Here is a 24,438-nt window from a genome sequence, read left to right on the forward strand (position 1 = left end):
CGCCTACACGCTCTCCCAGAAGGGACGCTGCCATGCCTGACGCGCAACGAGGCTTGGGCGGCAAAGCCCGCGTGTTCATCACCGGCTCGGCCGACGGGTCGGGGCATGCCGCGGCCGAAACGCTGCTGTCCCAGGGCCATGACGTCGTGGTCCATGTCCGCTCCCGGGCTCGGTTGCCCACCCTGAGGCAACCCGTGGACTAGGGCGGCCCCGCCATGATCGGCGATCTTTCGGACGTCGCACATATTGTGATTGCCTGCATCCAAGCGAGGCAGCGAGGCACGGCCGCATCCCACCGAAAGCCTTGGTCCAGCGCACGCCAAGGCAATTCGCGACCGGCACCCATATCCGCGAGCGATGTGTCAGCGGGCCCCGGGCCGCAAGACTCCGGCTTATGTCCGTCGCTCCAGTCGCCCCTCCGGAGCACGATGCCTCTCTGCTGCATTGACTTCGCCGAGCTACAAGGCAAAGCTATTTCAATGGGCGAAGACGCGCGGCAATTCACTAGTCAAGCTTTGCGCCGGAGATTCTTATACGCTCGCGCTGAACAGGACGATCTGCGGCTACATAGCTGGTGGCCTCCGCCGCGGTCGAACCAACCGGCTCCAATCCGAGAACCTCGAGGTTCTTCTCGTAGAAGCCGTTCTCGAGCAAGATGGACTTAACTGTGTTCGAAACGAGATTGACAATTTCGCGCGGTGTCCCAGCCGGCGCCGACAGCATGATGATGTACTCGGCACCAATCTCCTGCAGTCCAAGTTCCTTGAACGTCGGTACTTCCGGGATGCTCTTGATGCGAGAGCTACCGCCCACTGCAATTATCCGAAGCTTGCCACTTTGATGATGCGGCAGTGCGTTTGAGAAGCCTGTGAAGCCTGCGTCCAACCGCCCAGCAATCAGATCCTGCAGCATTGGAGGCGACCCCTTGTAGGGAACGTGGACCCACCCAAAATTCGCCTTGGTGGCCAACATCGCCGCGGGGAGATGCGTCACGCCGCCGATTCCAGCCGAGCCGAACTTCACTTCGTTGTCTCCCTTTCGGTTCTTGGCACTTGCCAAGAACGCCCCAAATGAATCGGCCGGAAACTGTGACGAAATTGCAAGTGCCACCGGTACCTTCACAAGAATGCTTATTGGAAGCAGCTCCGTATCAGGGTTATAGGCCAGCGACTTGTAGAGGAACTGGTTTTGCGTAATAGGCGCCTCGGTCGATACAAGAAATGTATATCCATCCGGCTTGGCCTTCGCCACCAACTGTGCGCCTAGCGTTTCACTTGCACCTGGCCGGTTGTCCACAACGACCGGCTGCCCGAGTTTGTCCGAGAACTTCTTGCCAACTACCCGCGCCAGAGCATCAACAACGCCTCCGGCAGGGTAACCCACCACAAAAGTCACCGGACGAGCCGGATAGGTCTCAGCATTCGCTAAACCTGTGAGAGCTGCAAAAGCCACAGCAACCCAAAGCACCTTTTTCATTCCATGTCTCCATGTAGTCGTTGCCAAGACTATTCTTCGACCTCTCCACCCTCCTGTGAATCCGCCTAACACAAAGGTAGCATTCGGCTGGCGCGAACGTCGTCCCCGTCAGAAGCGCCTTCCACAGGTGGACTTCTCCTTTATTCGCTCGGAAACTTCCCTCCTGGATGCACTCATCGGGTCCGCATTGCAGACCACAGCCCAATGGCTAGGGGGAACTCCTACCTCGACTTGTCACGGGATCGTTGAAGCCCGCCGACCTTGCGCGCCGGAAAGGCGGCCTTTTGTTGCACTACAGTTGCCTTAGCGGACGCGCGGCCCTCGCCGCCAAGTACTGCCAGCTGAACTGGCGTGTAGCTCTCCTGGAACAACCATCAATGCTGGAGCGGCGCGTGGTATCCGGCTCAGCCACAAGGCACACCGCTGCTACTGATTGCGCCGGCGAGCACATCGATCATTTCCGTGTCGTCAATCGCCCGCGCGGCCGATAAGCAAAAGGCCACCTGCTCAGCGGTGAGGACAACACCCAAGGCCAAGGCGCTTCGCGCGCGAGCCACCGAAAGACGCCGGTGTCCCATGTCGACGCTTCGTTGGAGCAGTTGTCGCGCACAATCTGCCGCAACCTCGGCTCTGCTTACGACGATGGCGCGGTTCATCTCCTTCTTAAGATGCCGAATCTGCGCCCTCGTCAACACTTTCTTTGCAGAATGGGAAATAGAGTCGTTCACGACTTTGAGGATGCGAATAGCGGAATGCGCGATCTAGGTGCGAGATCCAAGGATCTGCATCGCCGCAGAGGCAGCGAGTGATATTCCAGCGATCGTGAGGAGCAGCCCAGTTACACGCAGCAGCGAAGTACGCGAGATGCTGAGGGGATAGCGTACACATAGGGCACTCACACATATTGCCACTGGCAAGGAGACGGCGCAAAGCAGCAAAGACTGCTGCGAGAAGTGGCCAGTTCCCGCGACCAGGGATAGTCGTAGTGTGTTGTTCATCGCGAAGATAAGAACCAAGCAACGACGTGCATAGATGGGATCGTATGGCTGACGAAGCAGGTGGTAAACGATCGGTGGGCCCGATGTTGCAAACAGCCCCCCCATAAGGCCGGAAAGTGCTCCATAGAACGCAAAGGTATGGGGCGGTGATATCGCCGACTTGACACGTCTCATCGACATGAGATTTACCGCGCTCAAGAGCACGGCGACGCCAAGTAAGAGTCGCAGCCAATCAGCTGCGTTCGCGCTGAGCCACTGCTGAACCACGAGACCTGCAGCGACACCAACACCGCTTGCCCACAAGACGTGCTTGACCTCGGCCCATAAGAGAGGCTTCCTGTCCTGCACCAGAAATGTGAGGGAGTTGACCAGTGCGAGAACCATTGAGGCGTCTGCGGCATCTGCGATGGGTACGATACGGAAAAGCTCCACCAAGCTCAGTAGAACAAGACCGAATGCGAAGGCAGTAAGGCTTTGCAGAAAGGACGCCACCACCACGCAAGCTACAAAGTACGCGAGTGCTTCGGGAGATGGCATCAAGAAGTGACCTCAGACGGGACGTGCCTGCCCCGGAGTGCTGATCGTCCGCGCTCGCTGCGTGGATCGATATCGCACAGGCGCGCAGTAGATTGAAGGGTGGTGTTGTCTCGCGGCCCTCACATCAGACGCTCGACAATCTGTGCACGCCCCCGCTCTTGCCGGCCAGCCCGTAGCGAAGGCGCTGAATAGCTTCGTCGACTACGGAGCGGGGACAGCCCAGATTTGCCCTCACAAACCCTTCTCCCTCCACGCCAAACTTGAGTCCCTTGTCAAACCACACTCGCCCCTGCTTGAGCAAGGCATCGTCGAGGTCTCCGGATTTCGCCAGAGATCGGCAATCGATCCATGCAAGGTAAAGCGATTCCATGTCGAGGACATTGAGACCTAGTCCGCTGGTGTTTACTTGATCAGCAAAGTGGCGATGATTGGCCCTGACATACGCGAGAAGCGCTTCAAGCCAAGATTCTCCTTGCGCATAGGCAGCTTCGGTTGCGACCATCCCCAGTACGTTCACCTTGTTCATGAGGTTGCGGTCGATTTGCCTGCCAATCTCAGACCGGAGCCTCGGATTCGGGATGAACATGTTGGCACATTGGAGCCCTGCCAAGTTGAAAGTCTTGCTTGCAGAAGCACAAGTGATGCTATTGGAAGCAAACTGGGGCCCCAGCGATGCGAATGGGATATGTCTCTTCTCTGGATTCAATACGAAATCCTGGTGTATCTCGTCGGAAATAACCAGGACACCGTGTTCGAAGCAGATCTCGCCCATCGTGCGCAGTTCATCTGCTGTCCACACATTGCCGGTCGGATTGTGCGGATTGGACAGAATAAAGAGCTTCGTATCCTCACGAACAGCTGCCTTGAAAGCCGCCGCGTCGAACTCATACCGCTTTCCATCAAACTTGAGCGGCGCCCGGGCCAAGTGCCGCCCATTGATCAGTACATCGTTGTGAAAGTGCACGTAGACGGGTGGCTGAATCAGCACTGAATCCCCTGGCGCGGAACATGCCTGAATGATGGTCTTGAGCGCGGTGATAACTCCAGAGACCGGGAGTACCCATTCAGGGTCGACATCCCATCCAAACCTCGTATGCTGCCACCGGGTAACTGCTTCAAGATAGCTTTTTGTAGCTCCGGTCGGGTAGCCGAACACGCCGTGCTCTACCGCATCGGTGAGCGCGTCCAGTACTGGTGGCGGAGCCTTGAAGTCCATATCAGCAAGCCACATTGGCAAAGGCGTCGCTTCTGCTTGACTGCTGGTCAACAGAACTTTCGCAGCGTTCCATTTCAGCGAGTTCGAATCTCGCCGATCAACGATCTCATCAAAGCTGAATGCGTTCCGATCGGACATGGTTCCCCTAAAGACAGTTCTATTCTGATAACTTGAAGTTCGCGCAATTTGGTGACGCGGCAATCCGAGCTGCAGCGAGCAAGAATGTGAGCAATCGCCTAGGCGGCTGCAGGAAGAATGTCCCCCTGGTACGCGAAAAGCGCTGGTGCACCGCCCGTATGCAGAAACAGGATCGGACCGTCGTTCGAAAACCGAGCACGCTCGATTCCATCCAAAAGGCCAGCCATTGCTTTTCCTGTGTAAACCGGATCCAGCAGCATTCCCTCTGTTCTTGCAACCAGGCGCACAGCCTCGATGCCATCAGCGCTGCATTGACCGTACCCGGGCGCGAAGTAGTCATCCCATAGCTCTATTCGAGGGGCGCCTAACTCGCTCATACCCAATAGCCCACCCGTCCTCACAGCCAGATCGCTCACCTTGCGCGCCTGCTCCTGAACTCCGCAAGAAACAGTAATGCCAACGACCTGAGTTGAGGGAAGGCACTGCGCCAAGGACATCGCAATGCCACAGTGAGTCCCGCCGCTACCGGAGGCAAGAACAATGGCCGAGAGGTCGATGCCCATCGCTGCAACCTGCTTTCCCAACTCTATGCCGCCTCGTAGGTAGCCCATCACGCCGACCGGGCTAGAACCTCCCACTGGCACAACGTACGGGCGCCGGCCGACGGACTTCACGCGCGCTGCTAAGCCCTCAAGCTGCACGTCGATGGAGTCAAGCGACTGCGAGAACTCGCACGAGACCCCCAGAAGATTCATGAGAAAGCGATTACCACTTGCGAAATGGTCAATCTTCGCTAGACCTGGCGGCACCGTCAGCACAGCTTCACACCGCATCCCGAGATGGGCAGCGATCGCCGCCGTTTGACGCACGTGGTTTGATTGAATGGCCCCTGCCGTAACCAACGTGTCGGCACCCATCCGCAATGCGTCTGCCGCGAGATACTCTAGTTTTCGGAGCTTGTTCCCGCCAAATGCGAGCGCAAGAGGTGCGGTGTCGTCTCGTTTAACGAATATCTCTCGACCCACTGCTTCTGAGAGCCCCACGAGTTGCTGGATTGGAGTAACTCCTCCAAGCAGGTCGACACGGGGAAATGCAGACAGACGCTCTTCCAGCAAGGCCATCGCTCAAATCCAGAAAAGTCACGGTAGAAATCGTCTTCTTCTATGCTTCGGCCCTTGCTCCGGCCGGGCCCTATTCTGGCTTGATACCCGACTCCCGAACCACTGCCCCCCAGCTAGCTGCGTCAACGGCGAGCGTCTTGCCGAAGTCTTGACCACTCAAATAGCTTGGGCGCATGCCCATGCCATTCAGACGCGTCTGCACCTCAGCGTCTTTGAGCGCCACCTCGACAGCGCTCTGGAGTTCCATGACGGCAGCGCTGGGTGTTTTGGCCGGAACAAACAGTCCATACCAACTTTCTGACTCAAGATCAACGCCCTGCTCCTTCATTGTCGGCACGTCGGGCACTAGAGGTGAGCGTTGCGAGCCAAAAACTCCGAGGATGCGCATCTTCTTGGCACGATGATGTTCTGCGTGATCACCTATCGCATCCACTGCAGCATCCAATTGACCGCCCAACAGGTCGGTCACAACTGAAGACCCTCCCCTGAATGGAATCATCGTCGTCTTCGTATCCGTTGCCCGCTCCAGCCGGTACAACGTCAGATGGGACATCGTTCCTACGCCCGACGTTCCGATGTTGAGATGGGTGGGAGCAGCCTTCGCCTGGGCAATCAGGTCATGAACACTTTTGAACTTTGAGGTTTCCCCGACGGAGATCACGACCGGGGTTTTGGCTATCTGGGCCACTGGGACGTAGTCGGTCTTGAAATCGTAGTTCACCTGCCCCGCGTAGAGGGTGGGGGCGATGGAAGCGGTCGTCGTCAGAGCAAGCAGCACATTGGTTCCGTCTGCTGCCATGTTCTTTACTTGCCCAGCAGCCAAGCGAGAGCCTGCGCCGGGCTTGTTGTCCACAACAACGGGACGATTCAAAGCTATCGCCATTCGTGCGGCAACGACGCGCGCCATCACGTCCGTGCTTCCTCCTGCGCCGAACGGCACGACGATCGTGACTGGACGCTTCTGCGCCTGACCATGCGCCGCTATGGAAGCGGCCAGAAGAGTGGCCAGAGCCAGGACTTTTTTTACCATCTTGATCACAACTGCATCTCCTTTTTTTTGTACCAGTAGTCCTCTACGCTCGCAGCGGATTGCTAAGCATCCCTGCCACCGAGCGTCGTCCTACAAGGGACTCGTAGAAACTGTATCTCGCCGACCAAATTTCAGGAATTCGGCATTCCTGAAGAAATCGTTCACTGGCTGTGAATGCAACCACCGCCCTGCTCCGCGGTTGCCTAGACCCTTAAACACGAATGGTGGCGGACCAGCATGCCTCATAGGAGCAAGTTCCATGGGCGGGCTTCTCACGCGGCGAACCATGATCTGGGTGTCCCTCCCCGCAAACTTTGGGTTCGATGCGCCCTACTGAGGCAACGGAGCTGCGGCGACGCTCATAGCGTGCGCGCCGAGGCTCCCTCCGCAGCTACGTCTGCGCTCAGCCTGTGCGAGCGACTCTCCTTCAATGCGGTGCGGAAGCCCCCACCTCGACGACCACCCGCCCGACCGTGGACACGCTGAAGAATTTGTCCATGGTGGCATCAAGTTCGGAGAACGGGATAGGACGGGCGATCAGATCAATGTGATTTGGCTTTAGGTCATTCGCCATGCGTTCCCAAAGCCTTCGGCGCTCTGCCATATTGAGCTGCCGGGATACATTGATGCCCAAAATGTCGACGGAACGAAGGACAAATGGCAGGACACTCGTCGTCAGATTGGTGTCCACCATGCCAGCAATTGCAACCTTTCCGTGGGGCATCATGTTTGCCGCGAGCCGGTCCAGTATGGCCCCGCCGACATTGTCGAGCGCAGCCGCGTAGGCTGGTCCGCTTACCAGCGGAGACTTGTCGGCCATGAAGGCGTCGCGAGCTACCACGCGAGACGCTCCCAGGGTTTTAAGAAACTCCACCTGCTCGGCCTTACCCGAGATCGCGACGACTTCATAGCCCCGCTTCGATAGCATGTCAACAGCGATGCTTCCCACGCCTCCTGTTGCGCCTGACACAGCCACCGGCCCATCGTCCGGCTTCAAGCCAGCCCTTTCTAGGCGATCGACTGCGAGCGCGGCGGTCAGCCCCGACGTCCCAAGCGCCATCGCCTCGTAAAGAGATAGCCCGTCGGGTAGCGGGACAATCCAATCGCCGGGCACACGGGAAAAGTCCGCGTATGCGCCATCGTGCTGATTGCCCAACTGATAGTTGGTAACCGCGACCTTCTGCCCTTCTTTGAACCGGGGATCCTCCGATCGGACGACGACGCCTGATAGATCCGTCCCCGTCACTGCAGGACGGTCTGTGCGCACGTTCTTGCCAACGCCGCGTGCAGCCATTGCATCCTTGTACGTGATCGCAGCAAACGCATTACGAATCACCACAGGTCCCTGATCAATGTCTTCCAGTGTGAGCTGTTCATACTTGCACACTGGCTTTCCGTCGACAGTGTGAACGCGAAACGCTTTGAATTTTTCCATATCGCACCAAGAGGCTGAGGTTAAGCAGATACCGATTCGCGATCTGGCGTAGGCGACCGCTTCTCGGCAACGATGGGTGAAGGCAACAACTGCCTGCGGAGCTGATTTTCAGCACTCGGCCCATCGCGGGAATCTCGAATTCCAAAAGGCAGCGTTCGGTCACTTCGAACGCAACCTTGTTCGACCCTTTGTCCACATCCGAGTACTAGCTCGGTGCAGCGCCCTAGCCCGACATCCGATGCGCAAGCAGGTGGTCTGCATAGCGGACCAGCCTGCAAAGTGCCATCTGCCAATGTAGGGGTAGACCCGCACTAGCACCAACGAGGCACGTCTTAGCATGCCATTTATCTACCTTGAACAGCCAGGTCTGCATTGCAGGACGGTTTCCGTCGCTTGATTTCAGTTACTAAGGAGTGGTCGTGGAATTTGCATTGAACGATGATCAACAGATGTTTGTAGACGCTGCACGAAAGCTAAACGAGAGATTCGTGCAACCACTCCTCGCATCTCACGAGCGCCTCAAGGGTCTGCCGAAAGAAGCTGTGCAAAGCGTAATGAAGAAGGTCGCTGACTTAGGTTTGACGTCCGCTCGGATTCCCGAAGACGAGGGCGGAGCCGGCCTAAAGATGCTTGACTACGGTCTCATCGTAGAGCAGTTGCCACCAAGCATCATGCTGATGGTGCAACCTCATGAGGCGACCACCACGAGAATCCATTTTGGTGGTACGACTGAACAAAAGAACCGGTTCGTGAATAGATTGATATCCGGGGATCTCATCGGTGCCACAGGTAGCACCGAGCCAGATCACGGCTCAGACCCTCGAGGGATCAAGACCACTGCCACGCCAGACAAACGCGGCAACGTGGTTCTCAACGGCCGCAAGCAGTGGATCTCCAACGCGCCTACATGCGATGTCATTTACGTAACCTGCCGCATGCCTGTCGGCGATGGCGGCTACAGGATGGCCCGTGTCATCGTGGATAGAACGGAGTCGCCATTCGAAACTCGCGAGTTGGAAATGCATGGCCTATGCCAAGCGCCTCTTGGTGAGGTTAATTTCGACAACTGCATGGTGCCCGCCCAGAACGTCTGCCCTGAGAGCGAAGATACCGCACGTCTCCTGACCATCACTTGGCTGGCAAATCGACCTGCGGTAGGTCTCATGGCCGTTGGCTTGGCGCAGCGAGCACTAGACATGGCCCGGGAATACGCCGGCGTCCGCAAGCAGTTCGGGAAGGCGATCGGCGGCTTCCAACTCATTCAGAGTGACTTGGCGGAAATGGAGACACTCATAGTCACTGCGCGCCTTGCGTGCTATCACGCGCTAGCTGCAATCGACCGGGGCGAGCGAGCCAACGGTCTCTCGGCAATGGCAAAACGCTATGCGGTAGACGCGAGCGAGAAAGCCATTGCAATCGGGATGCGCATTCACGGCGCGATGGGCCTTAGCCGCGAACTTGGCTTGGAGCAACTGGCACGTGACGTCAGAACTCTCACCATGCCTGATGGAACGCCCGGCATTCTCTCGCTGATTCAAGGTAGAGAGCTGACTGGTATCGATGCATTTAGATAGAACTCGAGAATCCATTTCCGGCTTGAAGCCACCACTCCGCGTGCCCCGCTATTCCCGCAGCCCTGCAGTGAAGATGCGCGCCACTCGATCAAGAGTTCGCGGGGGCGTGCATGAAGTGGCTTGGCCCTGCACCGTTGAGTTGAAGAGGTACTGTCAATGAGAGCAGTTGTTTGCCGATCATTCACCGGGATTAGGGACTTGCAGGTCGAACAAGTGGCAACCCCGCAGCCTGCGCGCGACGAAGTTCAGATCGAGGTCGCTGCCGCAGGCGTTAACTTCTCCGATACGTTGAAGGTTCAGGGGCTGTACCAAGAGAAGCCTGATCTGCCATGGATTCCCGGCGGTGAGCTGAGTGGTGTGGTTAGTCAACTGGGACGGGGGGTAACCTCATTGTCGATCGGCGATCGAGTGTTGGCGGTTACAGGCAACTCCGGAGGAGCTTTTGCCGAAATGGCCTGCGTTCCAGTCGACCACGTCATCCGCATTCCGGATCGAATGACCTATGCGGAAGGCGCTGCAATTCCGAACGTCTATGGAACCGCCTTTCACGCATTGAAGCAGCGCGCACAGCTTTCACAAGGGGACGTCCTTCTCGTCCTCGGTGCCTCCGGCGGGGTTGGAATGGCGGCCGTGCAATTGGGAAAGGCCTTGGGAGCGAAAGTACTTGCGGCCGCCAGCACCGAACCAAAGCGGAGGCTTGTGCTGGCTCTTGGCGCCGACGCCGTCATTGACTATTCAAACCCGCTTTGGCGGGAAGAGGTCTTCCGAATCTCTGGCAGTGATGGAGTAGATGTTGTGTTTGACCCCGTGGGTGGTGACATGTTCGATGAGGCAATTCGCTGCGTCGGATGGATGGGGCGGTACTTGGTCGTAGGCTTCACCAGCGGAAGAATTCCAAGTCTTGCCGTCAACCGTCCTCTGCTAAAGAGTTTCGACGTTCAAGGCGTTCGCTATGACGTATGGAGAAGCCGGGAATGGCCTACGGCCAAGCAGAACCTGGAGCAGGTGATCACGTTATACGACCGAGCGAGCGTTACCCCGTTTGTGGGCGCGCGTTACGCCCTGGAAGATGTGCGGGACGCTTTGCAAGCGATCGCAGGGCGACACATGATGGGGAAAATCGTTTTGTGTCCCCGTGATGTCACCCAATGCCCGGCGACCCCTTGAACTCCTTTGGGTGTTTTAGGTCTATCGCGGAGGCTCACTCTGTATGGCGCCATTTTCAAGAAACCAGTTCATCGCGTCTGCGGCAGGCACGTTAGAGGTTATGGAAGCCCTGGGATCTGGTTCGCCTTCGAAGTCGCTGGCTGAACTCGTAAGGCTGACCGGGAAGCCTAAGGGAACAGTGCATCGGATGGTTTCGACCCTTGTGAACACAGGCTTCGCAAGTTACTCTAAGGAGACTTGCACCTACGCCCTCACGCTGAAGGCATGGCGCATTGGGTCGGCAGCTTTACAGAATTTCGACCTTGCTTCAGCTGCCAAACCGGCGCTTGAGAGACTCAGCGCCGAAACCGGTGAAACAGTCCACCTTTCAGTTTTGGAGCCGACAGGCGACATCGTCTATGTGGCCAAAGTTGCAAGTCCCAAGTCTATTGGCGTGCAAACACGATTGGGTCAACTTAGCCCTTCTTGGTGTACCGCCACCGGGCGCGCCCTGCTCGCATACCACCACGAAATAGCTGAGCGAGTGCTGGCAGGCAATCTAGAAAGACGCACTGCCCATACAACGACTGACCCACAGGAACTGTGGCACATCCTTCAGAAAACAAGGGCAGATGGCTATGTACTGGCCCGCGCAGAAAACGTCGCGGAAATGGGAGGAATAGCCTCACCCATTCGCGACCACTCAGGTGAGGTTATCGCATCAGTTGGCGTAGCAATGCCGATCTTCCGAATGTCACAACACTCGATCAAGAGCATAGTTCCCTTAGTAAAGCAGGCTGCGGCGGACATATCGCAGCGAATGGGATTTTCTGGCAAAACACCGATCAAGAACTGGGATGGCACTCCAGGCCAAGTTCAGCAATTTATTGCATAGAATGCCCGAGAAGCAACTCAATGAATGCGCGAGCTGCTGCCGGGAGGGCTTCCATTTCCCTGAATAATACTCTTCGCTCTCTTTGCATGAATTCGTCTCTCAGTGGGATAATAGCGAATTGCATCGTCTTCTGATAGCCTCTAGCTGTAGACTCCGGCACGATTCCTATCCCTACTCCGGCCTCTACCATTTTACACATGGCCTCGAATCCGGACATCAGAACGCGAATACGCATGGACTTTTCGAGCCTCGCGACTATCTGATTCAAAAAAGCGTGCAGAGTGCTATCCTTCAAACCGATATGTGGAAACTCCAATGTTTCGACGAACTCTAGGGATTGGCTGTTGGCGAGAGGATGACCGAGAGGTGTAACAAGCACCAATCTATCGGTGCTGAAACAAATGGATTGAAGTTCGTCCGCCTCTACAGGTCCGGCCACGATGGCAAAATCGGCAGCACTGTCCAAAATCCCACGCACGGCCTCCCTGGTACTTTTTTCTTGCAAGTCCACAGTCACGTGAGGCCTGGAACTCATGAATTCCGCCAACACCGTCGGCAATACCGATATGACTGCCGTCGTGTTGGCGTAAATTCTCAAATGTCCCGCTTGTCCACCGGACTGGTCTGTGAATTCTGACTTAATATAATCGACCTGCTGAAGAATGATTCGAGCGTGTCGCATCAAGGTCTCGCCAGCTGACGTTAACGTCAGCCCCTTCGAACTTCGATAAAAAAGCCGACTTCCAAGCTGATTTTCCAGCGCCTTCAAGCGCGCGCTTGCCGCGGCAGGGGATAACGCAGCCTTATTTGCCCCTCGCGTGAGATTCTCCATCTCCGCAATGTGAGAAACCAATCTAAGATCAGCCAGTTCGAAATGCAACACGATCTCCCGATTTGTGACGCAGACGAGAGAGTACCCTTATTACCCCCCTTAATTTTCGGGATTCATGGCGAACTCAACATCTTCAATTTTTCGCGTCTCACTTAGCCAAGTCGTACGGAGTCTTCTTCACAGTAATTCAAGCATCTCAGCAACCGATACGAACAGGTCGGCTTCAAGGCCGTAGTCGGCCACGCTGAAGATCGGCGCCTCCGGATCCTTGTTGATCGCCACGATCACCTTGGAGTCCTTCATGCCCGCCAAGTGCTGGATGGCCCCTGAGATGCCCAGCGCGACGTACAGCTGTGGCGCCACGATCTTGCCCGTCTGGCCCACCTGCAGATCGTTGGGCGCGTAGCCCGCGTCAACCGCCGCGCGGCTGGCGCCGATGGCCGCGCCCAGCTTGTCGGCCAGCGGCGTGAGCACTTCCTGGAATTTCTCGCTGCTGCCCAGCGCCCGCCCGCCTGAGACGATGATCTTGGCCGCCGTCAGTTCGGGGCGGTCGCTCTTGCTCACCTCCCGGCCCACGAAGGCGCTCTTGCCGCTGTCGGCCACCGCGTCCTTGGTTTCGATGGCAGCGCTGCCGCCCGTGGCCGGCGCCGCGTCGAAGCCCGTGGTGCGCACCGTCAGCACCTTCTTCGCGTCGCCCGACTGCACCGTGGCGATGGCGTTGCCCGCGTAGATCGGGCGCTCGAAGGTGTCGGCGCTCACCACCTTGGTGATGTCGCTGACCTGCGCGACGTCGAGCTTGGCCGCTACTCGCGGGGCCACGTTCTTGCCGCCGGCCGTCGAGGGGAACAGGATGTGGCTGTAGTCGCCGGCCAGGCCCAGCACCTGGGCCGCCAGGTTCTCGGCCAGCCCGTCGGCCAGGCTCGCGCCGTCGGCGTGGATCACCTTGGCGACGCCCGCGATCTGGCTGGCCGCCTTGGCCACTTCGCCGGCGTTGTGGCCGGCCACCAGCACGTGCACGTCCCCGCCGCAGGCCGCAGCGGCCGTGACGGTGTTGAGGGTGGCTCCCTTGAGCGATTGGTTGTCGTGTTCGGCAATGACGAGTGCGGTCATGGTCTGTGTCTTCCTTTGTTCGCCGGCCTCAGATGACCTTGGCTTCGTTGCGCAGTTTGTCCACCAGGGTGGCCACATCGGGCACCTTGACTCCGGCGCTGCGCTTCGGGGGCTCGCTGACCTTCAGAGTCTTCAGGCGCGGGGCCACGTCCACACCCAGCTCGTCGGGCTTGACGGTGTCGAGCTGCTTCTTCTTGGCCTTCATGATGTTGGGCAGCGTCACATAGCGAGGCTCATTGAGGCGCAGGTCGGTGGTGATGACTGCGGGGAGCGTGAGTGAGAGGGTTTCCAGACCGCCGTCTACCTCGCGGGTGACGCTGGCCTTGCCATCAGCCACCTCGACTTTGCTAGCGAATGTGGCCTGGGGCAGGTCGGCGAGTGCCGCAAGCATCTGGCCGGTCTGGTTCGCATCGTCGTCAATGGCCTGCTTACCCAAGATGACGAGTTGAGGCTGTTCCCTGTCCACCATAGCCTTGAGTAGCTTGGCGACTGCGAGGGGTTGCAACTCGACGTCGGTTTCGACCAAGACCGCGCGGTCCGCGCCGATAGCCAGGGCCGTGCGCAGGGTTTCCTGACATTTTGCGTCGCCACAAGACACAGCGACCACCTCCGCCACGGCGCCCTTCTCTCTTAATCGCACTGCTTCCTCGATCGCGATTTCATCGAAAGGATTCATGCTCATCTTGACGTTGGCAATGTCGACGCCGGCCCCGTCGCTCTTCACGCGGGGCTTAACGTTGGCGTCGATCGTCCTCTTGACGGCGACCAGAATCTTCATACACAAAACTCCTCAATCCAAGGGTGAACACGTGGTTAAATCTGACGGCTCATTCACACGGGCATAAAGCAACTGCCTCAGCAGCCTGAGCTTCAGAAGAGATCGGAGCGACGTGAGGCAGGCGGTGCAACTTCAGACCGCTTTGACGTCCGACTTGCTCAATCGTTTTCCCAAACAGAACGGACGAGAGCATCCGGTACGCACCTTGATGCGACGGACCGCTGACTAAACGCAGCACAGCTAAGGACGAGCCTGACGCCTCTATGACTCTAGCGCTGTCAAGACCGGCCTAGCAATAGACATTTTTGCGTCCTGCATTGCATGCACGCAAGCGGACCAGCGAGCCGCCACCTTACAGACTTCTGTCCCCGGCAAAACCATCGTCGCTGCATGATGCATGCGCTACCTACCTAGCGCCTGCCAAGACCGACACACCGAAGGCGCCATGAATACCGATGTTCAGCCAACAGCGTGCCCATCGGCAGGATATCCAGCACTTCGGTCAGTGGCCAGCGAACGCAGTTGAGTACTCTGGCACGCACGCAGGCAGGCCAGCGCCACTGGACTGCTGAGTGCCTAGGTGAGCGCGGCCATGCCGAGCCCCAGGCCTTCACCGGCGATGCGCTCGTGTAGTGAGCGACGGTCATCGAACGGGCGCGTGTTGGCCTCCAGCTGCCGGAGGCACCGATGCACGCAACCGCGACTTGTATCTCGATCTCGCTGCCGTCGGCAGGTTCGGTCGAGGGGATGACGGCTTGGCCCATGGGGGCGTCGTCGTCCATGCCCATGCGCTCGCGCATCTCGTCGGCGAATGCCTCGGGGGCCATCAGGCCATAGCGCGCCAGGCGCAATGGAATATCCTCTGCACCGAGGTTGCCGTCCTTGATGCGCTGTTGCATGAAGGCGGCGATCTCGGCTTCCAGCGTTTCGCGGCCAACCGCCCGCTGGTGTCCAGCGCCGTGCGGGAGAAAGCCGCGCTGCTGGTCGATGTAAAACGCCTGGCGTGGATCGAATAGCCATGCCGATGTCCACGCTGATTCGCCGCAGGACGCGGTACGCATGGTATTTGGCCACGTCGGACTTCTATGAAGACGGGGAAGCGGTCATCGACTGGCGCGAGATACTGCCTTTGGACGGGACGCCTGCCGAGCGCTCGGCGCTGCTCAAGAGCCTTAAGGAACTTGTCGTCGCGCTGATCGAATATCCCGTCACGAAGGGCCGGGCACGCCTGGCCCATTCCACCGTGCTGCTGTGGTGTCGGCAGCTTCGCTACCTGGTGCGCTGGATGGCGACGCAGGACATCTGGAGCTTCGACAAGCTCAGGCCCGACCACCTGTTGAAGTTTCTGATGACCCGTCGCGAGCGGCACGGCCAAGGTGCGCCGAGCGGCGCGACGTGGCACGCGTACATCCTGCTGTACCGACGGATGTGGGAGCTTCGCGGCAAGTACAGTTTGCCGCTGAGTGTCAATCCGGGCTTGATCGAGGCGGATGCCGAATTACTTCGGGGGCGAGCGGCCCGTCCGTTCAAGGCGATCCCTGAGGAGGTCGCTCTGCCGCTGATCAACGACGCCATTGAATGGCTTCAGCGGATGGGTCCCTTCATGGCCCGAGCTGCCGAGGAACTGTGGCAGGAGAAGCGGCTTGCCGCACCCCTGGCGCCGCGGGTGCGCACCCAACGCATCCGAGCGGTCTACGAACGGTTGTGCAGCACGCCCGAAGCCAGCGAGCTGGCAAGTGCGCTGTGCAACATGCCGGGCCCAGTCGACTATCGCCAACTTTGCCGGGCCATGACTATCACGCTCGGCGCCGCGGTCACCGTGCTGTTGTTCATGGTCGGCCTACGGGTGGGGGAACTGGTCCGACTTGATGTGGACTGCCTGGAGGAGCAGGAGAGCCCCATAGGGCTTCCGATCACCTACATCAAGGGCGTGGCAGCCAAGGCATCCGGGCGCAAGCGTCGCTGGGTGGCGGGCGAGCCCTTGCCATCGGTCATCGCGTGGCTTCGATCAGTATTCCACCTCGCAAGAACAGAGAGCAACAGCGTTGCGCTGTTGTTGACCCGTTCCCAAGGTTCGATGGTGCCCGATCCCACGACCACAGCCCGGCGCCTGGGGAGAACGATGCCGATCATCCTGATGCAGGCGTTTGCTCAAGCGCCATTCCGCGCGGGCAGGCCGGTTGCGGTGAGGCTACACCCTCATGCCGCACGCAAGACGTTCGCGAAGTTCGTCGTGAAGAGGGACAAGAAAGCCTTGGAGGCGCTCTCTGCTCACTACGGCCATGCCTACCGCGAATTCACGGACGGCGTCTACGTCGGCACGGACTTCGAGCTAATGCAATTACTGGAAGAGGAGGATCGCGAGGACCTGGCGCGGACGCTGACGAACTTGCTGAGCAGCTCGCGCACGGCTGGCAAGGCGGCCGTGCGCATCGAAGAATACAGACAAACGCATTCAAGCGATCCATCCTTCGCAGGAAAGGCCGGACTCCGCACACTGGTGGAAAGCTTGATCGCCAAGGGCATCAAGATGGCTCCGTGCAGTTGGGGGTACTGCGTCTACTCGGAAAGCCACTCGGCCTGCCAAGGCGATGCCATTGGCCCAAATGAAATCCTCAGAGCCCCCGACGTGTGCGCAACGTGCGCCAACTTGGCTGTCACCTCAGAGCACCTTGCGTGGTGGAACGACCGCGTCCGGCGTGAGGGGGCCTTCCTGGCACAGAAGGGGCTGTCGGCGCAGGCCAAGGAACTGGTGGAGAAAAGGTTGGAGGATTCCCGGAGGATCTTGCGGGACCTGGTAGCGGACAACAGTGGCCGACGTGTGAGCCCATCATGAAGAAGAGTTACACACTTTCAGTACGCGAACGCGTGGATGCTGCCCTGATCCTGCTGCGCCGGGATAACCCGCGCGCGAGAATCACGGTTAGTGAACTGTGCCGGATTGCGGGCGTCAGTCGAGCGAATCTGTACACATCGCACCAAGATGTAGTTGAAAGCCTGCGCCGGGAAGTACCTGCTGCTTCCCCACACGCACAACCTGCGTCCGTGCCGACTGTCATGAAAAAGCTACGTGAAGAACTGGCAGCAGAAGTACGCAAAAACCGCGCTCTAGTCTATCTGCTGACTGAACTTCGCGCAGAACTGCAGCGCAAGTATGCGCGACGTGCGCATTTGGCACCCATGAAACGGCCTAGGCAGCGCTGAGTCGGCGCAAAGTCTTACGGCTTGGCACTCAAGTAGGTCTTGAACCTCGCATGTTGCATCCAAGATGGCGGCGCGGGCAGCAGGTTTTCGGTATGGCACATACCGCCTCCTCATGCTACATTTTGGCGCAATCTATAACATGGGTTACACGCACACTAGAACGAGGAATGCCGTGTTACGTTCCCTTCGCAAGACTAGGCCTGAGGGCACCACCTATACCAGGCGGGATGCGGTTACCGCCGAGATTCACGCTCTCTCATTAATCGGCGCTGCCGAGCTGGAGGCCCGGGCCGCCGTATGGACAAGCTGCTCGCCTGGGTATATTTCGCCAGAAGCACTGTTGTACTTCGTTCGCAACACTGCTGATGAAGCCCAACGGAATAAGCTTACAGAGCTGCTTCTCAATCGCGTTTCCCGCCAAGCACGGCCCACCTCAGCGGGGAGCACAAGTTCATCGCTGACGCAGATGAACATCCAGGAGGATGTTGTCGACCACTTCATCGACTTGGTGCTCGCCGACCGGAAGGAGTATGTAGTAGGGCTCGACTACTACGAGGTCAACTTCAACAACGCTATTGCAAGTGATCGGCTAGACGCCAGCAGACGTCATTGGAAGCACGAAAATAGGACCGAGGAACTGGGCACCGAAGACGCTGAGGTTTCGGAGCAGGTCGAGGCGGCCGTCGGCAGCGCCGACCCATTCGACCCGGAAGAACTCGACAAAAAAGTTTACCGGTTGCTTCTCGATGATGCGATTGACAGCCTACCTGAGTTGCAAAGAAGGATCGTTGTCATGTGGCGCGAAGAAATTCCCATTGAATCAAGTAACCCCTCCGTGAGATCCATCAGCGAGGTGCTGGGTAAAACTCCGAAGACCATTGCCAAGTATCGCGACATTGCCTTTGAGTCTCTTAGACGGCGCCTTGAAGGCAAGGAGAGAGTGTGATGGTCAAGCATCCTGAAATCGCGGCCGGGGACGTCTTGAAAGCCTTTGCTATGGATTTCGAGCCGGGCGCCGGCACCCTGAAGCGGTACCTTGCTCAGTACCCTGAGCATGCGACCAAGCTCGTGGACCTGTCGAGGGAACTGTCCCGAGAGGTTGACGATGAGACGCCAAGCGCCGCAGACCTTGCCCTGGTGACCTCGCGGATGTCACGGTTGCGTGAGGACACGGTATCTTTGGAGTCCCTTCAAGCCGCTCCGGCAACCCAGTTCATTCACGCGGCAGAGGCTCTGTCGCTGCCGATGCTTGTCGGCATTGCCTTCCGAGAGCGCCGGATAGATGTCGCCTCCTTGCCTCGGCGTCTAGTTGTGAGGTTGGCTGGCGAACTGCGTGCGTCAATTGAAACGCTTGTGTCGTACCTTGAACTGGCTCCGCAAGCATCCCCGCTTCGTGCGAGGAAGTCGAACGTCAAGCCCACAGCACCTGAGAAGGTGTCATTCGAACAGGTCCTGCGAGATGCCGGTGTGGATGAGCAGTTCATATCGAACCTCCTCCGCGACGAGTAGCGATGGACCCCATAGAACTGGCTCGGCAACATGCAAGGCGGTTGCATGATGAAGCAGTTCAGCGGGGACAGCACCGGTGGTCCCCATATCAGTTCGTAGTCGGGATCGCTAAAGACCTTGGCATCCGCGTGCAGCCCTGCGTGTCAGGTGCCGCCATGCTTGATGGCGGTCGAGCATTCTTTGACCCTGACATCCCTGCCATCCTCCATGAAACAGCAGGAACCGCATTCGACCAAGCGTTTCTGGTAGCCCATGAAATCGGGCATTCCCAGCTTGGCGACGGTGAAGAGGACGTCGAGCCAGCGGTTAACGTCGACCCTGCGCGAACAGCGGAAGCTGCGCCCGTCGGGATGGATCGTGTCGTCGACTATAGCCGCAGGCAGCGACGTGAGGTCCAGATGGACCTGTTTGCGCGTGAGCTTCTCGTTCCTCGACCCGTGGTTGTGGAGCTCCATGTGGATCAGGGTCAGACATGCTCCGCGATTGCACAACGCCTAGGGGCGCCGTTTGAGGTCGTTGCTCAGCAGATGCTCGATGCCTTGCTGCTTCCCGCTATACCCACCGCCGCTGCCGCCGCCCCCGTTGAGATTCCGCTGAACGAGAAGCAGCGAACCGCCGCCCTACACCGAGGGTCTGCGTTTCTCCTTCAAGCCGGGCCTGGTACTGGCAAGACGCGCACGCTGGTAGCCCGCGTCGAAAGCCTACTCGACGAGGGGGTTGACCCAAGGCGCATCCTCCTTCTGACCTTCTCGAACAAGGCGGCGGGAGAGATGGCGGAGCGAATTGCGCAGAAACGTCCTGCCGACGCTGCCGCACTGTGCATCGGCACCTTCCACAGCTTTGGCTTGGACATCCTCCGACGCTTCAACGATCGGTGTGGATTGCCGGCCGATCCCCATCTGATGGACAGGACCGAAGCTGTCGAGCTTCTCGAGAACGAGTTCCCGCGGCTCGGCCTGACCCACTACCGCAACGTTTACGACCCTTCGCAGACGGTCGCTGACATCCTCGCTGTGGTGTCACGCGCCAAAGACGAGGTCGTCGATGCTGCCGGGTATCAGGCTCTGGCCGGTGCGATGCGCGCGGCGGCAACTGACCAAAGCGCTGTGGAGGCTGCAGAGAAGGCTGCAGAGGTCGCCAAGGTCTATGCGCGCTATGAAGAACTGAAGGCAGCCACCCAGCGTGTGGACTTCGGTGATTTGGTCATGCGCCCTGTGCTGCTCCTGGAAAGCGACGAAGCAGTTCGAGTTCAACTGCAGAGTGACTATGACCACATCCTGGTCGACGAGTACCAGGACGTGAACCGCAGCAGCGTGCGGCTCCTGGCGGCATTGAAGCCCACGGGCATCAACTTGTGGGTAGTTGGAGACGCCAAGCAGTCCATCTACCGGTTTCGCGGAGCCTCCTCGTTCAACATGTCCCGCTTCGGCCGGGAAGATTTTCCTGGCGCGGTACGCGACGGCCTAGAAGTCAACTACCGCTCCACTTCGGAAGTGGTCACTGCTTTCTCGACTTTTGCGAAGGGTATGTCCGCTGCCGACGACGACAAGAAGGCGCTTGAGGCGGATCGAGGGCCGAGTGGCAGCTTGCCAGAGCTCATCACGGTGGGCGGCACTGCTTTGGTCACGCCAGCAATCGCCGACGGCATCAAAAAGATGCTGGACGACGGCTATCGGTATTGCGACCAAGCGATCCTCTGCCGTGGAAACGACCGTCTGTCTTCTATCGGGCAAGAACTCGAACGCGCAGGCATCCCGGTGCTCTTCCTGGGGAGCCTATTCGAGCGGCCAGAGGTGAAGGACCTGGTGGCGGTGCTGACGCTCCTCATCGACCGTCGCGCGATGGGGTTGATTCGAACCGCCTGCTGGCCGGAATTTGCCATGGGCTTGGAGGACGCCGTTCGTGTCTTCGAGCATCTACGGGGCACCAACGCGGAGCCGGGCGCCTGGGGCATTGGTCCACCAACTGACATGACAGATGGTGGCCAGGCCGCGCTGTCGGCGCTCCATGCCGCACTCATTGGTTTCGATGCAACTTCGCAGCCATGGACTGTGCTGGCGACCCTGCTGCTGGATCGCACCCGACAGGCCGCCCGCATTGCCTCGGCAACGAGTGTGGCTGAGCAGGCCCAAGGCATCGCGATTTGGCAGTTCATGAACTTCGTAAGGGTACAGCCAAAAGGGCAAGGCCTCCCCATCCAAAGACTTGCCGACAGGGTCAGGAGGCTGCTGCGCCTCCGAGACGACAGAGACTTGAGGCAACTGCCCGCGGCAGCCCAAGGTATCGACGCAGTCCGCCTCATGACGATCCACGGCTCGAAGGGGCTGGAGTTCCCGGTGGTGCACATTGCCGGCGTCAACAAGGACTCTATCCCAGGGTCTCTGCGGATGCCAAAGTGTCCTCCGCCTGCTGGCATGGTCACCGGAGGACAGGGTAGTGCTGAGGAAGTAGCGCGGGCGGCACATAACGAGGAGCAGGAGTGTCTGTTCTACGTCGCAATGTCTCGCGCTCGGAATCGCTTGGCGTTCTATGGGGCGACGGCAACGGCCACGACGAACGGTCGGGCCAGACCGCTTTCGCCGTTCCTGGAGCGAATCGGACCGCTTGACCGGCGCGCGGTGACGCCAGCGACAGTGCTACCACCGGCTCCGGACGACGCGGTCATTCCCGTCGTTTTCGTCGGCACACCCCGGTTTAGCTCTGACCAGGTCGCACTTTACGAGTCCTGTGCTCGGCGGTTTCTCTACACCCATCTGCTTCAGGTAGGCGGCCGTCGCCGGATGAGCTCTTTCATACAGATGCATGAGGCCATTCGAGAGGTCTACCGTGCGGTCGTAGCGCAAGGTAGTGCGCCCACTGGCGAGCTTGACGGCTTGCTCTCGAGGGCATTCGTGACCCATGGTTTGAACGACCACGGCTACGTCGACGACTATCGGTCGATTGCCATGGACATGCTCCGGTACTTCCTGGAGTCCAGAGCCGGTGCAGTGATCGAGGCACCGACCGCGCTCCGCATTTCGTTCGACAACCATGTGGTGGAGGTCAGGCCGGACGAAGTCCTTGTTCGAGATGGCGTTCGCACATTGCGCAGGGTGAAAACCGGCCACGCGCCCCGCGACGACGGTAACGATGTAGGAGTGGCCGCGTTCCTGCTGGCATCTCAGGCCGCCTTTCCAGACGCTCGCGTCGAACTCGTGTATCTGGCTGATGCCGAATCCAAACCGCTGACCATCTCTGCCAGGGTGCTGAGCAACCGCCAGGGCAAACTGAGTGACATCTTCCGTAGCATTCGGGCCGGCCAGTTCAGAGCAGACGTGTCGGACCCCGCCGTCTGCCCCAACTGCCCGGCCTTTTTCGTATGCGGCGCTGTGCCGTCAGGCACGCTGTCGAAAAATTTTTGAAAAAATTTTACCGGCGAAGGCTGGTGGGTTCGATTAGGGAGTTGTAGGCGAGAAAAACCTCGCCTCAACAACCGAAAGGACCATATGACCCCCCCTGATTTCGACGACGTTGGCGAGGCGATCCGTGAGGGCCGCCCCCTGAAGGCAGCCGCTGCTTACCGCATCCGCTTCGGCCTGGAAGGTCTGACCTTCCGCAACATTGATGTGCCGGACCCGGTTCCCACCGGTCGGCAGATTCTCGATAGCGCGGGCCTCGACCGCCGCGCGGACTACCTGCTCTTTGCACTCCTGGACTCGGGCGATTTCGAGGACATCCGGCTCGACGAGACGGTGGACTTGCGCGGCAAGGGCGCTGAGCGCTTCATCGCGTTCAAGTCCGACCGCGACTTCAAGTTCAAGCTGAACGACCGCCAGATGGCCTGGGGCCATGCAGAACTGCGGGGTAGCGTACTGTACGACTTGGCAGACCCTTCTCCCGAGGAGGCTGTCTTCCTCGAAGTGCGGGGGGGCGAGGACCGTCTCATCGAGCCGGACGATCGGATCAACCTCGATGAGCCCGGCATCGAGCGCTTCATCACTGCCCTGCGGCCGCACAAGGGGTACGTCATCACGGTCAATGCCGTCGATGAAACGGTGCCGGACAAGCATGTCACCTTCGAACAGGTCGTGAAGCTGTCTCATCCGAACGCTCCGGCTGAGACCAACGTCAAGTTCTCCATGACGTATCGCAATGCGGCCTCGCACCCCCACGCCGGTGAACTCGGGGAGGGCGGCTCTGTGGAAGTCAAGAAGCATGGGACCATCTTCAATGTCACGCGAACTGTTCAGTCTTAATCCCGACCTGGCCCGCCTGCGGTCCGAGGGGTATTTCGTCCGCATCCAGGGCAGCCTCCTGGTGATGCGGGAGGTCCCCTACGTCGATGCTCAGCGCCGCGTGCGTACCGGCACGCTGGTGTCTCCCTTGGACCTGGCCGGAGATCGTACCCGCAAGCCGGAAAATCACGTGATCCATTGGGACGGTGACTTTCCGTGCAACGCGGATGGGACCCCCTTGCCTGCGATTTCGCATCAGTCACCCAACACTGACCTGGGCCACGGACTCACGGCACGGCACAGCTTCTCCAACAAGCCTCCCGAGGGCTATGCGGACTACTACGCCAAGATGTCTACCTACGCGACCATCTTGGCGGGGCCTGCCGCCGTCCTGCAGCCCGGCATCAGCCCTCGGTTGATCCGTGGTGCTGATGATGAAGACGAATTCAGCGTGTTCAACTACCTCGACACCGCCTCGAGCCGGGTTGGCCTGGGCGCGCTTGCCAGCAAGCTGGAAAACGAGGTGGTGGGTATCCTGGGCGCCGGCGGCACTGGAGGCTACATCCTTGACCTGGTGGCCAAGACGCCGGTGAAGGAAATCCGCTTGTTCGACGACGATGAGTTCCTGTTGCACAACGCGTTCCGCGCACCCGGAGCGCCGTCGCTGGAAGAGTTGCGTGACGCCCCAAAGAAGGTGCACTACCTGAGGGGCATCTACGAGCGGATGCACCGCGGCATCGTGGCGCACCCGGTGAAGCTGAAGGCGGAGACGCTGGGTCTGCTTGATGGCATCACGTTTGCGTTCATCAGCATGGACGCCGGTGAGGAAAAGCGGGCCGTAGTTGCGAAGCTGGAAGCCCTGGGCGTGTCGTTCATCGACGTCGGGATGGGGCTGGAACTGTCGTCCAATGGCAGCCTTGGGGGCATCCTGCGGGTGACGACGAGCACGCCGGCGAAGCGCGATCATATCCACGCCGGTCGCATCTCCTTTGAGGGCGGTGGCGGTCAGGACGTCTACGCGTCCAACATCCAGGTGGCGGACCTGAACGCCCTGAATGCCTGTTTGGCGGTCGTGAGGTGGAAGAAGCTCCGCGAGTTCTACCGCGATCTGGAGAACGAGCACCACAGCACGTACACGACCGATGGCGGCATGCTGCTCAATGGAGACCAGTCATGATGCGCCACCAGACCCTAGAGCATCGCTTCGTCCGCAACGTTCCGCGCG

At 59.1% G+C, this 24,438-nt stretch carries 22 protein-coding genes; 11 read left to right on the forward strand and 11 right to left on the reverse strand.

The genetic code is table 11. From position 1 onward, the window contains the following. The first annotated feature begins 32 nt into the window (after positions 1–32). Positions 33–203, forward strand: coding sequence for a hypothetical protein (locus AVS7_RS24635; protein WP_020230083.1), 171 nt, complete (start codon positions 33–35; stop codon positions 201–203). Positions 204–504: 301 nt separating this feature from the next. Here AVS7_RS24635 and AVS7_RS24100 read toward each other — a convergent pair whose 3' ends face one another. The 7 genes from AVS7_RS24100 to AVS7_RS21375 all read right to left on the reverse strand — a co-directional run bounded on the left by AVS7_RS24100 (position 505) and on the right by AVS7_RS21375 (position 7,951). Next, positions 505–1,476 (reverse strand): tripartite tricarboxylate transporter substrate binding protein, encoded by a 972-nt coding sequence (locus tag AVS7_RS24100; RefSeq protein ID WP_024002041.1) that lies wholly within the window; start codon positions 1,474–1,476, stop codon positions 505–507. Between the two features lie 404 nt (positions 1,477–1,880). Further along, positions 1,881–2,132: a hypothetical protein gene (locus tag AVS7_RS21355; RefSeq protein WP_159402799.1), complete on the reverse strand. Its 252-nt coding sequence runs from the start codon at positions 2,130–2,132 to the stop codon at positions 1,881–1,883. A 105-nt stretch (positions 2,133–2,237) separates the two neighbouring features. Then, on the reverse strand, positions 2,238–3,011 hold the full coding sequence (locus AVS7_RS24105) for a sulfite exporter TauE/SafE family protein (RefSeq protein WP_082176607.1): 774 nt from the start codon (positions 3,009–3,011) through the stop codon (positions 2,238–2,240). A gap of 124 nt (positions 3,012–3,135) precedes the next feature. Next, complete coding sequence (locus AVS7_RS21360; protein WP_034691338.1) at positions 3,136–4,365, reverse strand: MalY/PatB family protein; 1,230 nt, start codon at positions 4,363–4,365, stop codon at positions 3,136–3,138. A 98-nt stretch (positions 4,366–4,463) separates the two neighbouring features. Then, complete coding sequence (locus AVS7_RS21365) at positions 4,464–5,486, reverse strand: D-cysteine desulfhydrase (protein WP_024002044.1); 1,023 nt, start codon at positions 5,484–5,486, stop codon at positions 4,464–4,466. A gap of 70 nt (positions 5,487–5,556) precedes the next feature. Then, complete coding sequence (locus AVS7_RS21370; protein WP_082176608.1) at positions 5,557–6,516, reverse strand: tripartite tricarboxylate transporter substrate binding protein; 960 nt, start codon at positions 6,514–6,516, stop codon at positions 5,557–5,559. 427 nt (positions 6,517–6,943) lie between these two features. Further along, positions 6,944–7,951, reverse strand: a complete 1,008-nt coding sequence (locus AVS7_RS21375; protein ID WP_034691340.1) for an acryloyl-CoA reductase — start codon at positions 7,949–7,951, stop codon at positions 6,944–6,946. A gap of 419 nt (positions 7,952–8,370) precedes the next feature. Between AVS7_RS21375 and AVS7_RS24110 the strand changes: the two genes are divergently transcribed. The 3 genes from AVS7_RS24110 to AVS7_RS24115 all read left to right on the forward strand — a co-directional run bounded on the left by AVS7_RS24110 (position 8,371) and on the right by AVS7_RS24115 (position 11,566). Next, positions 8,371–9,525, forward strand: a complete 1,155-nt coding sequence (locus AVS7_RS24110; RefSeq protein ID WP_024002047.1) for an acyl-CoA dehydrogenase family protein — start codon at positions 8,371–8,373, stop codon at positions 9,523–9,525. A 198-nt stretch (positions 9,526–9,723) separates the two neighbouring features. Continuing rightward, entirely contained in the window at positions 9,724–10,692 is a 969-nt protein-coding gene (locus AVS7_RS21385) for an NADPH:quinone oxidoreductase family protein (RefSeq protein ID WP_159402800.1), read from the forward strand. A 43-nt stretch (positions 10,693–10,735) separates the two neighbouring features. Continuing rightward, positions 10,736–11,566: an IclR family transcriptional regulator gene (locus AVS7_RS24115; protein ID WP_024002049.1), complete on the forward strand. Its 831-nt coding sequence runs from the start codon at positions 10,736–10,738 to the stop codon at positions 11,564–11,566. Here AVS7_RS24115 and AVS7_RS21390 read toward each other — a convergent pair. From AVS7_RS21390 to AVS7_RS24640, 4 genes are all read right to left on the reverse strand, one after another. After that, on the reverse strand, positions 11,556–12,446 hold the full coding sequence (locus tag AVS7_RS21390; protein ID WP_034691390.1) for a LysR substrate-binding domain-containing protein: 891 nt from the start codon (positions 12,444–12,446) through the stop codon (positions 11,556–11,558). The two genes, AVS7_RS24115 and AVS7_RS21390, sit on opposite strands and share 11 nt — an antisense overlap. A 129-nt stretch (positions 12,447–12,575) precedes the next feature. Next, on the reverse strand, positions 12,576–13,508 hold the full coding sequence (locus AVS7_RS21395) for an electron transfer flavoprotein subunit alpha/FixB family protein (RefSeq protein WP_020230093.1): 933 nt from the start codon (positions 13,506–13,508) through the stop codon (positions 12,576–12,578). A gap of 28 nt (positions 13,509–13,536) precedes the next feature. Next, positions 13,537–14,286, reverse strand: coding sequence for an electron transfer flavoprotein subunit beta/FixA family protein (locus tag AVS7_RS21400; protein ID WP_020230094.1), 750 nt, complete (start codon positions 14,284–14,286; stop codon positions 13,537–13,539). A gap of 410 nt (positions 14,287–14,696) precedes the next feature. Further along, positions 14,697–15,347 carry a hypothetical protein gene (locus AVS7_RS24640; RefSeq protein WP_144425163.1) on the reverse strand — a complete coding sequence of 217 codons (651 nt, stop codon included), beginning with the start codon at positions 15,345–15,347 and terminating at the stop codon, positions 14,697–14,699. Between AVS7_RS24640 and AVS7_RS21410 the strand changes: the two genes are divergently transcribed. The 7 genes from AVS7_RS21410 to AVS7_RS21440 all read left to right on the forward strand — a co-directional run bounded on the left by AVS7_RS21410 (position 15,305) and on the right by AVS7_RS21440 (position 24,390). Beyond that, positions 15,305–17,122, forward strand: a complete 1,818-nt coding sequence (locus AVS7_RS21410) for a site-specific integrase (protein WP_024002052.1) — start codon at positions 15,305–15,307, stop codon at positions 17,120–17,122. The two genes, AVS7_RS24640 and AVS7_RS21410, sit on opposite strands and share 43 nt — an antisense overlap. Continuing rightward, complete coding sequence (locus AVS7_RS24125) at positions 17,119–17,490, forward strand: hypothetical protein (RefSeq protein WP_024002053.1); 372 nt, start codon at positions 17,119–17,121, stop codon at positions 17,488–17,490. The genes AVS7_RS21410 and AVS7_RS24125 overlap by 4 nt, the downstream gene beginning before the upstream one ends. A gap of 172 nt (positions 17,491–17,662) precedes the next feature. Further along, entirely contained in the window at positions 17,663–18,436 is a 774-nt protein-coding gene (locus AVS7_RS21420) for an RNA polymerase sigma factor (protein WP_024002054.1), read from the forward strand. Then, positions 18,436–18,999: a hypothetical protein gene (locus tag AVS7_RS21425; protein WP_020230098.1), complete on the forward strand. Its 564-nt coding sequence runs from the start codon at positions 18,436–18,438 to the stop codon at positions 18,997–18,999. The genes AVS7_RS21420 and AVS7_RS21425 overlap by 1 nt, the downstream gene beginning before the upstream one ends. A gap of 2 nt (positions 19,000–19,001) precedes the next feature. After that, a complete protein-coding gene (locus AVS7_RS21430; RefSeq protein ID WP_034691343.1) occupies positions 19,002–22,400 on the forward strand; it encodes a UvrD-helicase domain-containing protein in 3,399 nt (1,132 codons plus the stop codon). 84 nt (positions 22,401–22,484) lie between these two features. Then, positions 22,485–23,234 carry a multiubiquitin domain-containing protein gene (locus tag AVS7_RS21435; protein WP_020230101.1) on the forward strand — a complete coding sequence of 250 codons (750 nt, stop codon included), beginning with the start codon at positions 22,485–22,487 and terminating at the stop codon, positions 23,232–23,234. Continuing rightward, complete coding sequence (locus AVS7_RS21440) at positions 23,209–24,390, forward strand: ThiF family adenylyltransferase (RefSeq protein ID WP_020230102.1); 1,182 nt, start codon at positions 23,209–23,211, stop codon at positions 24,388–24,390. The genes AVS7_RS21435 and AVS7_RS21440 overlap by 26 nt, the downstream gene beginning before the upstream one ends. Positions 24,391–24,438: the final 48 nt, after the last annotated feature.

It is taken from the genome of Acidovorax sp. MR-S7, assembly GCF_000400995.2.
Classification (GTDB): Bacteria; Pseudomonadota; Gammaproteobacteria; order Burkholderiales; family Burkholderiaceae_C; genus MR-S7.